Origin of the sequence: Arthrobacter sp. ISL-30 (genome assembly GCF_018613855.1) — a bacterium.
In the GTDB taxonomy this organism is placed as follows: domain Bacteria; phylum Actinomycetota; class Actinomycetes; order Actinomycetales; family Micrococcaceae; genus Arthrobacter.
Map to the genome: position 1 here is coordinate 13,556 of NZ_JAGGPK010000026.1, position 15,337 is coordinate 28,892.

The 15,337-nt window shown below is 63.8% G+C and carries 12 protein-coding genes and 1 tRNA gene; 12 read left to right on the forward strand and 1 reads right to left on the reverse strand.

Annotation, left to right across the window (positions count from 1 at the left end; genetic code table 11):
- Positions 1-7 precede the first annotated feature (7 nt).
- Positions 8-1,105 (reverse strand): MoxR family ATPase, encoded by a 1,098-nt coding sequence (locus J7E82_RS11005; RefSeq protein ID WP_214862651.1) that lies wholly within the window; start codon positions 1,103-1,105, stop codon positions 8-10.
- A gap of 143 nt (positions 1,106-1,248) precedes the next feature.
- Between J7E82_RS11005 and J7E82_RS11010 the strand changes: the two genes are divergently transcribed.
- The 12 genes from J7E82_RS11010 (at position 1,249) to J7E82_RS11065 (ending at position 15,333) form a co-directional block, all read left to right on the forward strand.
- Positions 1,249-2,133, forward strand: coding sequence for a TatD family hydrolase (locus J7E82_RS11010; RefSeq protein ID WP_214862652.1), 885 nt, complete (start codon positions 1,249-1,251; stop codon positions 2,131-2,133).
- Between the two features lie 260 nt (positions 2,134-2,393).
- Entirely contained in the window at positions 2,394-3,536 is a 1,143-nt protein-coding gene (locus tag J7E82_RS11015; protein WP_214862653.1) for a resuscitation-promoting factor, read from the forward strand.
- 21 nt (positions 3,537-3,557) lie between these two features.
- Entirely contained in the window at positions 3,558-4,439 is an 882-nt protein-coding gene (gene rsmA, locus J7E82_RS11020; protein ID WP_214862654.1) for a 16S rRNA (adenine(1518)-N(6)/adenine(1519)-N(6))-dimethyltransferase RsmA, read from the forward strand.
- Positions 4,439-5,401, forward strand: coding sequence for a 4-(cytidine 5'-diphospho)-2-C-methyl-D-erythritol kinase (locus J7E82_RS11025; protein WP_214862655.1), 963 nt, complete (start codon positions 4,439-4,441; stop codon positions 5,399-5,401). Before rsmA ends, J7E82_RS11025 begins: the two co-directional genes overlap by 1 nt.
- Positions 5,402-5,438: 37 nt before the next feature.
- Positions 5,439-7,271 carry an ABC-F family ATP-binding cassette domain-containing protein gene (locus J7E82_RS11030; protein ID WP_214862656.1) on the forward strand — a complete coding sequence of 611 codons (1,833 nt, stop codon included), beginning with the start codon at positions 5,439-5,441 and terminating at the stop codon, positions 7,269-7,271.
- Between the two features lie 146 nt (positions 7,272-7,417).
- Positions 7,418-8,017 carry a TetR/AcrR family transcriptional regulator gene (locus tag J7E82_RS11035; protein ID WP_214862657.1) on the forward strand — a complete coding sequence of 200 codons (600 nt, stop codon included), beginning with the start codon at positions 7,418-7,420 and terminating at the stop codon, positions 8,015-8,017.
- 144 nt (positions 8,018-8,161) lie between these two features.
- A tRNA-Gln gene (locus J7E82_RS11040) sits at positions 8,162-8,233 on the forward strand.
- A 136-nt stretch (positions 8,234-8,369) separates the two neighbouring features.
- Positions 8,370-9,878 (forward strand): bifunctional UDP-N-acetylglucosamine diphosphorylase/glucosamine-1-phosphate N-acetyltransferase GlmU, encoded by a 1,509-nt coding sequence (gene glmU / locus J7E82_RS11045; RefSeq protein WP_214862658.1) that lies wholly within the window; start codon positions 8,370-8,372, stop codon positions 9,876-9,878.
- Positions 9,879-9,880: 2 nt separating this feature from the next.
- Positions 9,881-10,861, forward strand: a complete 981-nt coding sequence (locus tag J7E82_RS11050) for a ribose-phosphate diphosphokinase (protein WP_214862659.1) — start codon at positions 9,881-9,883, stop codon at positions 10,859-10,861.
- 274 nt (positions 10,862-11,135) lie between these two features.
- Entirely contained in the window at positions 11,136-11,735 is a 600-nt protein-coding gene (locus J7E82_RS11055) for a 50S ribosomal protein L25/general stress protein Ctc (protein ID WP_214862660.1), read from the forward strand.
- Positions 11,736-11,843: 108 nt separating this feature from the next.
- Positions 11,844-12,428, forward strand: a complete 585-nt coding sequence (gene pth, locus J7E82_RS11060) for an aminoacyl-tRNA hydrolase (RefSeq protein ID WP_214862661.1) — start codon at positions 11,844-11,846, stop codon at positions 12,426-12,428.
- A 169-nt stretch (positions 12,429-12,597) separates the two neighbouring features.
- A complete protein-coding gene (locus J7E82_RS11065) occupies positions 12,598-15,333 on the forward strand; it encodes a LuxR family transcriptional regulator (RefSeq protein WP_214862662.1) in 2,736 nt (911 codons plus the stop codon).
- Positions 15,334-15,337: the final 4 nt, after the last annotated feature.

Below are 15,337 nucleotides of genomic sequence, written 5' to 3' on the forward strand. Positions count from 1 at the left end.
AAGACTCCTAGCCGCTACGCCGCAACTGGTCGCGCTGCCTGCCACCCGCCACAACATCCTGGCTGACGGGGATGCCGGAGATGATTCCCCGGATCACGCTCTGCGGAGTGTCACCTGAACTGGCAGCTTTTCGGTCCAGGATGATCCGGTGGGCAAGGACAGGTTCGGCCACGGCGATGACATCATCGGGCAGGACGAAATCCCGCCCGTCCAGGGCCGCCGTCGCCTTGGCTGCCCTGAGCAGTTGGAGCAGCGAGCGGGGACTGGCACCGAGCCTAAGCCTCGCGCTGTCCCGGGAGGCTCGCCCGATGGCCACCGTATATTCCTTGATGGACGGTGACACGTACACCTGCTGGACGGTGGCGATCATCGCCGCGACATCGTCCGCCGTCACGACGGAAACCACTCTTGCCAGCGGTGAGACCGCCTGATGGGTCTCCAGCATTTCGATCTCGGATTCCTTGTCCGGGTAGCCCATCGAGATCCGGGCCATGAAACGGTCCCGTTGGGCCTCAGGGAGGGGATAGGTTCCCTCCATTTCGATGGGATTCTGCGTTGCGACCACCATGAAAGGCTCGTCCAGCCGGTAAGACTGCCCATCCACCGTGACCTGGTGCTCCTCCATGCACTCCAGCAGCGCCGACTGGGTCTTGGCCGATGCCCGGTTGATTTCGTCGCCGATCACGATGTTGGCGAACACGGCTCCCGGGCGGAATTCGAACAGCCGCGAAGACTGGTTATAGATCGAGACGCCTGTGACGTCGGAAGGCAGGAGGTCCGGAGTGAACTGGATACGGCTCACAGAACAATCGATCGTGCGGGCGAGCGTCTTCGCCAGGAGGGTCTTTCCAACGCCGGGAACGTCCTCGACCAGCAGGTGGCCTTGGGCCAGCAGGACGGTGAGGGCAAGCTTGGCCGCTTCGGACTTGCCGTCAATGACAGTGTTGATGGCCCTAAGGATGCGCTCGCTGGCATCCCGGAAATCTTCCGTCTCCATCATCCGTGGTTTATGGCCGTTGAGCTGGTTTCCGGCCGCGGGCACGGCGGGGAAGCCCTGACGCTGGACCAGGGGCTCGTCAACAGCGCTATGTCGCTTGGCATCCATCGGCAACCTTTCAGCCGTGGACGGGGTTCAACGATGGCCGCTTCCTCGCGTCCAGGGATCCCCATCTTTTCGTTACAGACTACTAACACAACTGCCCCCGCAGACAGAGAGTTCCGTTATTTAGTCAGCGCTAGGGTGGAGGGATGTGCAATTCCTCGACGCCCCATCCCTATCGGGGGCCGGACGACGCCGACTCCCGGAGGTCTTATCCTCCGGCGCCGGAGCCCCTGCCCGTCCCGGTGATTGACAACCACACCCACTTGGATTTCAGGGCCGGACTCCTGGAAGTTTCTATTGGCGATGCCATGGATGCGGCCGCGGCCGTCGGGGTAAGGGCAGCCGTGCAGGTGGGATGCGACCTTGAATCCTCAAGGTTCACAGTGGCCGCCGTGGAAGCAGATCACCGCCTCCTTGGCGCGGTGGCGATTCATCCGAACGACGCTCCGCGCTACGCGGAGCGAGGCGAATTGGAAGCGGCGCTCGCGGAGATCGAAGAACTTGCCGGCCACCCCCGCGTTCGGGCCATCGGCGAGACCGGATTGGATTTCTACCGCACCCATGGCGAAGGCCTCTCACATCAGCGGGAGTCCTTCCGACGCCACATTGACATCGCCAAGCGGTTGGGCCTCACGCTGCAGATCCATGATCGCGACGCCCATGACGATATCGTGCAGGTGCTGCATGAGGAGGGAGCGCCGGACCGTGTGGTCTTCCACTGTTTTTCAGGCGACGAACAACTCGCTCGGACCTGCAACGACAACGGGTGGTACATGTCCTTTGCCGGCACCCTGACCTTCAAGAACGCGGCGAACCTGCGCTCGGCACTGGCCATCGCTGAACCGCGGCGGATCCTCGTCGAAACGGACTCGCCGTTCCTCACGCCGCATCCACACCGGGGTCGTCCCAACGCCAGTTACATGGTGCCGTACACCGTTCGCGCCATGGCGGAAGTGACGGATTCCGAATTGTCCGAATTCTGCTCGCGGCTCACGGAAAACACTGTGGACGCCTATGGAGGCTGGGACTGAGCATCTCCACGTGACAATACCGGGTATGTAACATTTCTTGGTTGCTTTATAACGCTTCGGTTACAGTGGGGGACTATTAGCCGGGGTCGGGGAAGGCCTTCGGATAACAGTTCCGATGTTTCTTATTCGGGGCCTGGCGGCGCACATGCCCGCTGCAGCCGTTCCGGCATTGGCCGGAATGCACCATTGACGGTTCTGCAGACGGGATACCCCTGTGCGTTTTTCCCCGTGCCCGGACGGTCCAACAGTTACGGGCAGACGTGGTCAAGTTCTTCACAACGGACGGAAAGCTCAGCTACCTCAAGGTCGGCGCGCAGCTTCTGGTGCTTTCTGCACTGGTGCTGGGCCTTGTTGCCTTCGTTGGCAACAACAAGACCATCACCTTGAACGTGGATGGCGAAGTGAGCTCCGTCCAGACCTTCGGCGGAACTGTTGGCGAGGTAGTCAAGGCCGCCAAGGTGGAGTTGAAGGACGCGGACCGCGTATCTCCTGCCCTGGACGCGCGGGTTGATAACGGAACCGTTATCAATGTGAACCTGGCCAAGGCCGTGACCGTCAAGCTTGACGGTGCACAAAAGACCGTGAACACCACGGCATCCGATGTCGGAGCGCTCATAACGGAGCTTGGCGTCGCCAGCAGCTCCGCCGTCTCGGCACCCAAGGACTCGCAGCTTGAGGTAAGCGGCTCCTTCGTGGAGATTTCGACGCCGAAGACCGTAAGCCTCGTGGCCGACGGCAAGAGCACGGCCAGGACCACTACCTCAGCCGATGTGGCCGAAGTGCTGCGCGAGGCAGGCGTCGCATTGGGAGAGAACGACCGCGTCTCCCAGCCCGGCACCGCACCCGTTGTGAACAACATGGTTATCAAGGTGTCCCGCGTTGACACCGGCAAGACAGCCGCCGTGACCGAAGTCATTCCTTTCGAAACCGTGACCAGCGAAAGCGCCGAGCTGTACAAGGGCGAGCAGAAGGTCACACAGGCCGGCGTCCTGGGCAAGGTGGACAAGACCTTCAAGCTAGTGCTGGTGGACGGCCGTGAGGCCTCCCGAACCCTTGCTTCCGAAACGGTAGTTGCCCAACCTGTGACGGAAAAGGTCACCGTCGGCACCAAGGCGAAGGCAGCTGCCACCAACACCGGCGCCGCAGCGCCCGCCATGATGAACGAGGCCATGTGGGACAAGATCGCCCAGTGCGAGTCCAGCGGTAACTGGTCGGCCAACACCGGGAACGGCTATTACGGCGGCCTGCAGTTCGATATCCGAACCTGGCTGGGATCCGGCGGTGGAAGCTACGCGCCTAACGCCTCACTGGCCACCAAGGCTCAGCAAATCGACATCGCCAACCGGGTTTATGCGCAGCGTGGGCTGCAGCCGTGGGGCTGCGGCTGGGCAGCGTCCGCCTAAGCCAGGGGCTACGATACCTAGGTGACTGAACCGAACTCCGACCCTGCCGCCGTCGCACCCCTCCTGGGAGCGGCAGACATCAGGCGGCTCGCCGAAGAAATCGGTGTACGTCCCACCAAGACGCTTGGCCAGAACTTCGTCATCGACGGAAACACGATCCGCAGGATTGTGGCCGCTGCGGGAATCGATCCCTCCGAGACCGTCCTGGAAGTCGGTCCGGGCCTCGGCTCCCTCACCCTGGGCCTCCTGGATGCCGCCAAGTCGGTCGTAGCCGTCGAGATCGATCCCGTGCTTGCGGCGAAGCTGCCGGAGACCGTCCGCCGGTGGCGTCCGGACGCGGAGGACCGCTTCCATCTGGTCCTGTCCGATGCGATGAAGGTCATGGAGCTCCCCGTGGAGCCGACTGCCCTTGTGGCCAACCTGCCCTACAACGTGGCAGTTCCGGTGGTTCTGCACCTTCTCCAGCATTTTCCCGGCCTGCAGCACGGACTGGTCATGGTGCAGGACGAGGTTGCGGACAGGCTTGCGGCCAAACCCGGCTCGAAGATCTACGGCGTTCCTTCTGTGAAGGCAGCCTGGTACGGGACCATGCGCAAGGCAGGTGTCATCGGCATGAATGTGTTCTGGCCGGCGCCGAAGATCCATTCCGGACTGGTGGCCTTTACCAGGCAGGATCCTCCCGCAACCCACGCCACACGGGAACAGGTCTTTGCCGTTATTGACGCCGCGTTCGCCCAGCGTCGCAAGACTCTTCGCGCAGCACTGGCCTCCTGGGCCGGCAGCGCGGCTGAAGCGGAGCGATGTCTCGTGGCCGCCGGAATAGATCCCACCGCCCGCGGTGAAGTGCTGGACATTTCCGGCTATGTCCGCATCGCCGAAGCCCGTCATCCGGAAACCTCCTGATGAATGCAGTGAGAGGGCGGTTCGCCGCGAGGACCGTGAGGGTCAAGGCCCCGGGAAAGGTCAACGTCTCACTGAACGTAGGGCCACTCCGCCCTGACGGGTATCACTCCGTTGCCAGCGTGTACCTGGCTGTGTCGCTTTACGAGGAAGTCGCAGCAACCAGCACAGAGAACGGCGGCATCAGCGTCAGCATCAGCCCGGACAGCGCGCTTGACCTCGACGGCGTCGACATTCCCCTTGACGAGCGGAACCTGGCCTATCGTGCCGCGGCCATCATGGCCGACGTCTCCGAGAAACCAACCGGGGTCCACCTGGAAATCACCAAGCGCGTTCCCGTGGCCGGAGGCATGGGCGGGGGCTCGGCTGACGCCGCCGCCACCCTCCTGGCCTGCGACGCCCTGTGGAACAGTGGCCTTTCGCGGGAAGAACTTGCCCACCTCGCCGCCGAACTCGGCGCCGACGTTCCCTTCTCCCTTCTTGGCGGAACAGCAGTAGGACTCGGAGTGGGAGACGAATTGTCGCCGGCACTGGCCAAGGCGCAGATGGACTGGGTGCTCGTGTGCGCGGACTACGGACTGTCCACCCCCGAAGTGTTCCGGACCCTCGATCGTCTCCGTGAGGCCGAGGGCGTGACTGCCCAGGAGCCGAGCGCAGTGGATCCCAAGATCCTGCAAGCCCTTCGCAGCGGCGACCCCGATGCGCTGAGCCGGGTCCTCGTCAACGATCTTCAGCGCGCCTCCATCGACCTCGCGCCGCAGCTTCGCGACGTCATCGGCATGGGGGAATCCTGCGGCGCCCTGGCAGGGCTCGTCTCCGGCTCCGGCCCCACCATCGCGCTGCTTGCCCATAGCCCGGAATCGGCGGACGGCCTTGCCGAGGAGTTGCGCCACCTGGGCCATAACGCCCTCGCCGTGCACGGTCCGGTTCCCGGGGCACGGATCATCTCCGATACCCTCCTTTAATAGCTCCACGCACTCCTGCAGTAGAAAGTAGTACCCCTTGGCCCACCTGCTCGGCGGTGAGAACCTCACGGTCTCCTTCGCAACCCGTACCATCCTCGACGGCGTGACCCTCGGACTGGAGGACGGCGACAGGATTGGCATGGTCGGCCGAAACGGCGACGGCAAGTCCACCTTGATGCGCCTCCTGGCCCTCCACTCCACCCCCGACTCCGGTCGGGTAACCAAGCGAGGGGACGTCAACGTCGGGTACCTGGACCAGTCCGACGTGCTCGACGGTGATCTGACCGTTGGCTCGGCGATAGTGGGCGACCGGGCGGACCACGAATGGGCAGCCAATCCCAAGATCCGCGAGATCATGGGCGGGCTCGTCGGCGACGTCGACTGGCACGCCAATGTCCATGCCCTGTCCGGCGGACAGAAGCGCCGCGTCGCGCTGGCAAAGCTCCTGATCGAAGACCACGACGTCATCATGCTCGACGAACCAACCAACCACCTCGACGTCGAGGGTGTGGCCTGGCTCGCGCGGCACCTGAAGACCCGCTGGCGTGCCAACCAGGGCGCGTTCCTCGTTGTCACCCACGACCGCTGGTTCCTGGACGAAGTCTGCAACCGGACCTGGGAAGTCCACGACGCGATGGTTGACCCGTTCGACGGCGGCTACGCGGCCTACGTCCTGGCCCGCGCCGAACGCGACCGCATGGCCGCCGTCGTTGAGGGCAAGCGGCAGCAGCTCGTGAAGAAGGAACTTGCCTGGCTTCGCCGCGGAGCGCCTGCCCGAACGGCCAAACCGAAATTCCGGATCGAGGCCGCAAACGAGCTGATCGCCGACGTCCCCGAGCCGCGGGACGCCGTGGCCCTTAGCAAGATGGCAACGGCCCGCCTCGGCAAGGACGTCCTTGACCTTGAGAACGTCACGCTGGACTTCGAAGGCGGCGAGGCAGGACAGAAGCTGTTCAACAACATCACCCTCAGGCTCGCGCCCGGCGAACGGCTGGGACTCGTGGGCGTGAACGGGGCCGGCAAATCCACGCTCCTGAGGCTCCTGAACGGAGAGATCACTCCCTCCGCCGGCAAGGTCAAGCGCGGAAAGACAGTGGTCACAGCCGTCCTGAGCCAGGACGTCAAGGAACTGGACGAGGTGTCCGACCTTCGCGTCATCGAAGTCATCGAACGCGAAAAGCGCTCCTTCAGCGTGGGCGGCAAGGAGTTCACCGCCGGCCAGCTCGTGGAGCAGCTCGGCTTCAGCAAGGAAAAGCAGTGGACGCCGGTCAGCGACCTGTCAGGCGGAGAGCGCCGCCGGCTCCAGCTGCTGCGACTCCTCGTGGGGGAGCCCAACGTCCTGATGCTCGACGAACCCACCAACGACCTCGACACCGACACGCTTGCCGCCGTCGAAGACGTGTTGGACGGCTGGCCGGGCACGCTGGTAGTGGTCAGCCACGACCGCTACCTCCTGGAGCGGGTGACCGACCACCAGATGGCACTGCTGGGCGACGGAAAGCTGCGCGGCCTGCCCGGCGGAGTGGACCAGTACCTCGAACTGCGCGAGGCCGCTTTGGCCGCGGGCGCGATCGGCGGCCAGGACTCCTCTGGAGCAGGGTCGACGACGGCGGGCGGCGCGGCTGCAGAGGCGACTGGCCCCAGCGAGGCCGAGAAGCGCGAAGCCCGCAAGGACCTGAACAGGATCGAACGGCAATTGGGCAAGCTCTCCCAGCAGGAAGAAAAGATTCACAAGGACATGGCGGCCAAGTCCGAGTCCGGAGACTTCGACGCCCTGGGGGAGCTGAACAGCAAGCTGCAGGCGGTGCTGGACGAAAAAGAGGGCCTGGAGCTTGAATGGCTTGAGGCTGCCGAAATTCTGGGCGAGTAGGCGGCTTCGAGCCTTTGTCCGGCCCGGGCGCGGATTGATATATAGGGCATGATAGTCAAGTGAGCGACAGCGCAGGCCTTTCTCGGCACTCAGGTGAACCTTCGTCCGGGGAGACTGCGCCGGCTGCAAAGGTGGTTCGCTCGCGGATGACCGGGAGCCAGCGGCGTTCCCAGTTGATGGGAATCGGCCGTGGGCTGTTTGCCGCACGGGGCCTGGACGGAACCACCATCGACGAGATTGCCGCCGCCGCGGGCGTCTCCAAGCCCGTCATTTACGAGCACTTTGGCTCCAAAGAGGGCCTCTACACGCGAGTAGTGGAGTCTGAGTTCCGAATCCTCCTCGATGCCATCAATGAGTCCCTGGCAGCAGAGGCCAAGCCCCGGGTCCTCGTGGAACGAGCCGCGCTTGCCCTCCTTGGCTACATCGAGGACCGGACAGACGGCTTCCGGATCCTCATACGCGACGCCCCGCCGTCACAGCCTGAGGGCGCCTTCTCCGCCCTGCTGTCGCACGTCACGGACCGTGTGGAGCACCTTCTCGCAGACGAGTTTTCCCGCCGCGGCTTTAGCACGGCAGACGGCGCCATGTATGCACAGATGCTCGTGGGCATGGTAGCCATGACAGGCCAATGGTGGCTGGAAAGCCGCCAGCCCGACAAGCGTGCAGTAGCGGCCCACTTGGTAAACCTGGCATGGAACGGCCTGACGGGCCTGCAGAAGGAACCGGAACTGCGGTCCGAAGCATAAGGGTCAGGCAGCCCCCTTGCCTCCGCGGTGCTCCCGCCGAGTCGCGAACAGTTCTGGCTCATGGCAAACTAGATACTTGTGTGCGCGTCCCGGGCTTGACCGGACGGCCGCCGCCCCTTGGGCTGCGGTACCGTGCGTGCGCGGTCCGCTCTGGTGTAATGGCAGCACCCCGGCCTTTGGAGCCGTGGAGTATAGGTTCGAATCCTATGGGCGGAACGGTCTGAAGACTGCAGACGGTCCCGCGAATAGTGCTAGCCGAACAGTGTTAGTGCTGAGTCGACAGGATTGACCGTGCTGTTGCCACAGCCGGGTCCCCCCGCCCGGAGACTACCGACGCAAGGAGAGCCCGTACGTGAGCCCCGCCAATACCGGCCCAGCCGCCGTCATCGTCCTCGCGGCAGGCGCCGGTACGCGAATGAAATCCCGGACTCCCAAAATCCTTCACGAAATCGGCGGCCGCTCGATGGTGGCCCACGCGCTGTTGGCCGCCCGGGCCATCGAGCCGCGGCAGCTCGCCCTCGTGGTCCGCCACGAACGTGACCTCGTTGCCACCCATGTGGCCGCGATCGATCCGAAAGCAGTGATCGTTGACCAGGACGACGTCCCCGGCACAGGGCGTGCAGTGGAAGTTGCCCTTGAGGAACTGGACTCCCAGGGCGAACTCTCCGGAACAGTGGTGGTGACCTACGGTGATGTTCCGCTCCTCACCGGCGCGCTGCTTGCAGAACTGGTTGCCGCGCACGAAACCGAGGGCAACGCCGTCACCGTCCTTACGGCGGTCCTGGAAGACGCCACCGGCTACGGCAGGATCCTTCGCGCCGAGGACGGAACCGTCACAGGCATTCGCGAACACAAAGACGCCTCCGAGGCGGAACGCGAAATTCGCGAGATCAACTCCGGTATCTACGCCTTCGACGCCGCCGTGCTGCGCACCGCCTTGAAGCAGGTCACCACGGATAACGTCCAGGGAGAGAAGTACCTCACCGACGTGCTGAGCCTTGCGCGCGACGCCGGAGGCCGGGTATCCGCCGTCGTCACCACTGACCGCTGGCAGGTGGAAGGGGCCAACGACCGCGTCCAGCTGTCCGCTCTCGGCGCCGAACACAACCGCCGCATAGTTGAAGCATGGATGCGCGCAGGCGTAACCGTCGTCGATCCCGCGACCACCTGGATCGATTCCACCGTGACCTTGGACGAGGATGTCCGCATCCTGCCGAATACCCAGCTCCACGGCGCCACAACGGTGGCGCGTGACGCCGTCGTCGGACCCGACACCACCCTGACCGACGTCAGCGTAGGCGAGGGTGCAACGGTGATCCGCACCCACGGTTCCGGAGCCGTTATCGGGGAGCGATCCAGCGTGGGTCCGTTCACCTACCTTCGTCCGGGTACGGTGCTGGGGGAGACGGGGAAGATCGGCGCCTTCTACGAAACCAAGAACGTCACGATCGGCCGCGGCTCCAAGCTGTCCCACCTCGGCTACGCCGGCGACGCCGAAATCGGCGAAGACACCAACATCGGCTGCGGCAACATCACTGCCAATTACGACGGCGAGAAGAAGCACCGGACGGTGATCGGCTCGGGTGTCCGGACGGGCTCCAACACGGTCTTCGTAGCGCCGGTCGAGGTAGGCGACGGCGCCTACAGTGGCGCCGGAGCAGTGATCCGCAAGGACGTTCCCCCCGGAGCCCTCGCCGTGTCGCTCGCCTCCCAGCGGAACCTGGAGGGCTGGGTCCTGGACAAGCGCCAGGGCACCGGGTCCGCGAGGTACGCCCAGGCCGCACTGGATGCGCGCTCTGCGCAGGATGACCAGTTCCCCGAATCCTCAAGCACCACGGCAACCATAGAAGAGGGCAAATAGGAATGAGCGAAATTACCGCACACGGCGAGAAGAAACTGGTTCTCGCCTCCGGACGGGCACATCCGGAGCTGGCGCAGGAAATCGCCAAGGAGCTGGAAACCGAGCTCCTGCCCATCGACGCCTACGACTTTGCTAACGGGGAAATCTACGTCCGCTCGGCGGAAAGTGTCCGCGGCACCGACGCCTTTGTCATTCAGGCGCACCCGGCGCCGCTGAACAACTGGCTCATGGAACAGCTGATCATGATCGACTCGCTCAAGCGTGCGTCAGCCAAGCGGATCACCGTGGTTTCCCCGTTCTACCCGTACTCCCGCCAGGACAAGAAGGGCCGTGGACGCGAGCCGATTTCCGCCCGCCTCGTCGCCGACCTGTACAAGACTGCCGGCGCGGACCGCATCATGTCCGTGGACCTGCACACCGCGCAGATCCAGGGCTTCTTCGACGGCCCCGTTGACCACCTCATGGCCATCCCCCTCCTGGCCGACTACATCCGTACCAAGGTGGACGTTGACAACATCACTGTCGTGTCCCCGGACACCGGCCGCGTGCGGGTTGCCGAGCAGTGGGCTGAACGGCTTGGCGGTGCCCCGCTGGCCTTCGTGCACAAGATGCGCGACCTCACTGTCCCCAACCAGGCTGTTTCCAAGACCGTAGTGGGCCAGATCGATGGCCGTACCTGCGTTCTGATCGATGACATGATCGACACCGGCGGAACCATCTCCGGTGCCGTCCAGGTCCTGAAGAACGCAGGGGCCAAGGACGTCATCATCGCCTGCACCCACGCCGTGCTTTCGGACCCCGCAGCCCAGCGCCTGGCCGAATCCGGCGCCCGTGAAGTGGTGGTCACCAACACCCTGCCGATCCCGCCGGAGAAGCGCTTCCGGCAGCTGACCGTGCTGTCGATCGCGCCGCTTATTGCGCGCGCCATCCGTGAGGTGTTCGACGACGGCTCCGTCACCAGCCTGTTCGACGGCAAGGCCTGACGGTTTTCGAGGCCCTTCCCTCGTTTTCTTCCTAAAGGGAGCGTGCTGGTAGACTCTTCGGGATACCTTGGCGAGGGAGAGCACATCCGCGGTTACAGCGGTTTGCGGGTCTCCGTTATCGACTGGGTCTGAAAACTCCTTCAACGAAGGCGGAACGGCTGCCCTGGCGGCCGCGCTCCGCCGGGCGTAGAAGGTCATTCCAGACCTCCGCCCTTGCTGAATTAACACGCCTGTGCCTTCGAGCGCGGCGCCACAGTAAATCAAGGAGTACAACATGTCTGAGCAGAAGCTCTCAGCAGAACTGCGCACCGAATTCGGCAAGGGCTTCGCCCGCCGCGCCCGCGCCGCAGGCCAGATCCCTGCCGTCATCTACGGTCACGGTGCAGAGCCCCTTCACGTGAACCTGCCCGGCCGCGCCACCACACTGGCCGTCCGTACCGCCAACGCCCTGCTGTCCCTGGACATCAACGGCGAAGGCCACCTGGCCCTGGTCAAGGACATCCAGCGCGACCCGATCAAGCAGATCATCGAGCACATCGACCTCCTGACCGTCCGCCAGGGCGAAAAGGTCACCGTGGACGTCCCCGTGCACCTGACCGGTGAAGTTGCTCCGGGCGCCGTCGTCAACCAGGAAGCCACCACGATTTCCCTCGAGGCAGAGGCAACCCACCTGCCTACCGCCGTCGAGTTCGACATCGAAGGCCGCGAAGCCGGCGCACACGTCCACGCTTCCGACCTCGTGCTGCCGAAGGGTTCCACCCTGCTGACCGACGCCGACACGCTGATCGTGAACATCTCCGAGGCAGTTGCCGCCGAAGGTGCCGAAGAGGCAGAAGCCGAAGCCGCCGCTCCTGCCGAAGCAGCAGCAGAGTAGTCAACGGCTTCCTGCACCGCAGAAGCCCACGAGTGGCCGGGTCCCGAAAGGGTCCGGCCACTTGCTTTTGCCGGGTGCCCCGTCCGTCAACAACCTAGGATTGCTTTCATGACTGATACCTGGCTGATCGTAGGCCTTGGCAACCCCGGCCCCGACTACCGGAATAACAGGCACAATGTGGGACAGATGGTGCTTGACGAGCTCGCTTCCCGCGTGGGAGGAAGCTTCAAGCTGCACAAGGCGAGGGCACAGGTCCTGGAGGGACGGCTGGGAATAGGCGGGCCGAGGGTAGTCCTGGCGAAGCCGGCAACCTACATGAATGTCTCCGGCGGACCGGTTGCCGGGCTGGCCAACTTCTACGGGATCACCCCTGACCACGTGGTAGCAGTCCACGACGAGATCGACATCCCCTTTAACACAGTCAAGCTGAAGATCGGCGGTGGCGAGGGCGGCCACAACGGCCTGCGCGATATTTCGAAGGCGTTGTCGACGAAGGACTACTTGCGAGTACGCGTGGGCGTCGGCCGGCCGCCGGGCAGGATGGATACCGCGGACTTCGTTCTGAGGGACTTCGCTACGGCCGAGAAGAAGGAATTACCCTTCCTCCTCGACGAGGCTGCGGACGCCGTGGAGCTGCTCCTGAACCACGGACTCGTTGCCGCTCAGCAGAAGTTCCATCCCGCAAGGGCTTGATTTTCCGGCCCTTTTTCAGGGTCACCTCAAGTTAAGCTCAGCTTTGGCTCAGTATTGCTTGGCTGCCGCATCTTACTCTACTTACTCCAAAAAGCAGGTAGTACTCTACTCGTACAGCGGCGGCAGGACGGGGGTTTTGCCTACGTCGCAAGGTATCAAAGGAAGCCAAATGTCTAGGAAGACGCAAAGCTGGGGTCACGCTTCTGTTGCATTGGAACCGGCGGAGTACAGGGGCTCAAGGCCCCCAAGTCATTTGAAATGGTCCGAGGTGGCGCGAAGCGTCGAGCTGGAGCGAATCCGGACCGCGCTGACTACGCCGGATTGCCTTGGAGTAGTCATCACAGGTGCGCACGGCGTCGGTAAGACTTCCTTGGGGCGGTTGGTTGTTTCGTCCCTGGGCAGCGAGCCCTTCATCCTTCAACTACGGACATTGCCCGGGTCAGCCTCCACCCCCTACAGCTGCTTCAGCTTTATGCTTGCCCGATTGCCGCAGAAGTACCTGGGCTCACCCACCGGGATCCTGCAGGGCATCACCTCCATGATTCAGCAGGATGCCGGGGGCCGCGACGTGATTATCGTTGTAGACAACCCGGTGGGCATCGACGACATGAGCACGGGCGTCCTGATGAATATCCTCGTCACAGGGGCCGCACGCATCATCGCCATAGCACCGCACGCCAGTGAACTGCCGGCCGACTTCAACTGGCTGCTGCAGGACGGCAGGCTGACCGAGGTCCGCCTTGAGACCTTGACTCGGCGTCAGACCGGCGAGGTGCTGACGGCAATGCTGGGCAATCGCCTCACCACCGCACTGGTCAGTACCCTGCACGCCATCACGGGCGGTAACCCGATGCTCCTGGAGTCCCTGGTAACAGAACAGAGGATGTGCGGGAATCTGGTCCTGGAGGGTTCCGTCTGGACACTCCTGGACGAAATCGTCCTGCAGGGAGGGCATGGACTGGAAGAGATTGTCAGGTCCCGGTGGGCCCGCGAAGAGCCGGAAACGCGTGATGTCATCGAAATGCTGGCCTGCGCACGCCGGGTACCCCTCCAGAGCCTGGCCACTGTCTTCAGCGCCAAGACTCTCGCTGACATGGAAGATTCCGGCCTCCTCGCCGTAGACGACAGTGAGCGGCGCTGGGCCTCGCTGCGGCTGCAGTACATTGCCGACGTCGTTCGTGGATGGCTGACGGTGCCGCGCCGGCGGAAGCTGCGGTCCCTCCTGCTCGGTGACTCGGAGCCGGAGCTCTGGGAGATGACAGCCGAGGATATTCTCGCCTACGCCGCATGGACACACGAGTGCCAGGAGGTACTCGGTCCGGCACACGCACGGGCAGCCGCGGCTGTGGGGATCCAGCACTTTGACCCGAATTTTGCCCTCAGGTGCGTGGCTGATGTTCCCAGGGACAGCGTGCAATGGGTAGGCGCACAACAGCAGAAGGCCGAGGCCTACCGGCTGCTGGCCAAGTATGACCAGGCGCTTGCCGCACTTGATGATGTTGCCCCGGAGCAGCTCGAGGCACTGTCCGCCCTGGAGCTGGCCGGCTATTTTTCGGCCCGCTGCGAAGTCCTCAGATGGGTTCCCGGACGGTCCGAAGAAATACCCCAGGTCCTGGCCGACGCCCGCGACCGGCTGGAAGCCATGCAGGAGTCAGGCGGCGAGCAGGCAGCCGGCCTCGAAGATGCGATGAAGCAGCTGGAACTGGATGAGTACATCCAGCTGGCCCATATGGGACAGTACAGCGAAATCGTGCATTCGCTCGAAGAAGCCGAGCGCGAAAACCCGTGGGAAAACTCCCGGCACAGGCTCAACTGTTCGATTCTCCTGATCGAAGCCTACGCAATCACAGGCCGTGAGCTGGATGCCCTTCGGTTGTGCGAAGTGACCAGCCACCGGATCGGCTCGACCCCTGATGTTCCCGGACTCTGGGACCACTTCCGGCTCCGCGCCTTCTGCGCGATGCTCCAAGCAGGGCAGTGGCGCAGTTGCCTGCGCCTGCTGGCTTCCGGACCCGTCGCGACCCCCAACAAACTTCAGTACCGTGGCGCTGCCTTGGATCTCGCCCGGGGGATGGCCAATCTCTTCTCCGGTTGCGGGCCCAAGGCCCTGGATTCGCTGCTGGCGGCCGTTGCCCAGCTTGAGCATCGGCCGGTGATGAACCTCCTTCCGCTGGCCTATGCGGCAACAGCATTCGCCTACAGCCAGATGGGTGATTCCTCCAACTCGTACAAGTACCTTGCCTTGGGGGACAAGACGGGCGGGCCCTCCAGCTACATCGAATCCTGGGCCACGGGCTTCTGTGCGGATATGGCGCGCCGTTGGCTGGGCGAGCCGGAAGCCCGGGAGCGGCTCATCCAATCGGCGCGCGACGACATAGCACACGAGCGCTATACAACGGCCGGCATCAGCCTCGTAGGCGCCACAGTCAACGGCCGCGAGGAAGACTTCATCCTCATGGCTGAGGTCGCGGCTCATCGGCAGGGTCCGCTGGCCCGCCTGTCCGGGCTCATGGCGAAGGGATGCCGGGAGCGCAATGCGCGGACCATGATGGAGGCCGCCGAGCTCGCTGCCAGCCTGGAGCTGGATGCCATGGAAGCACGATGCGTTGCACACGCCCTGGACTTCTCAAGGCTGACCTCGGAATACACCATCTCGCGTCAGGCCCAGGCCCGATTGGAGCAGTTGTCCCTGGTGGTCGCGGAGCTGCCGCTGGTGCCGCAGGGAAACGCTCCACTCCTCACGGAGCGGGAGAGGCAGATTGCCCGCCTTGCCGGCCATGGTGTTTCCAATCGGGACATCGCCAGGGACATCGGAGTGTCGGTACGGACAGTCGAGGGGCACCTTTATCAGGTGTTCGCCAAATTGAGCGTGTCGTCACGGCGTGATCTTCTTGGCCTCGTCTAAAAGC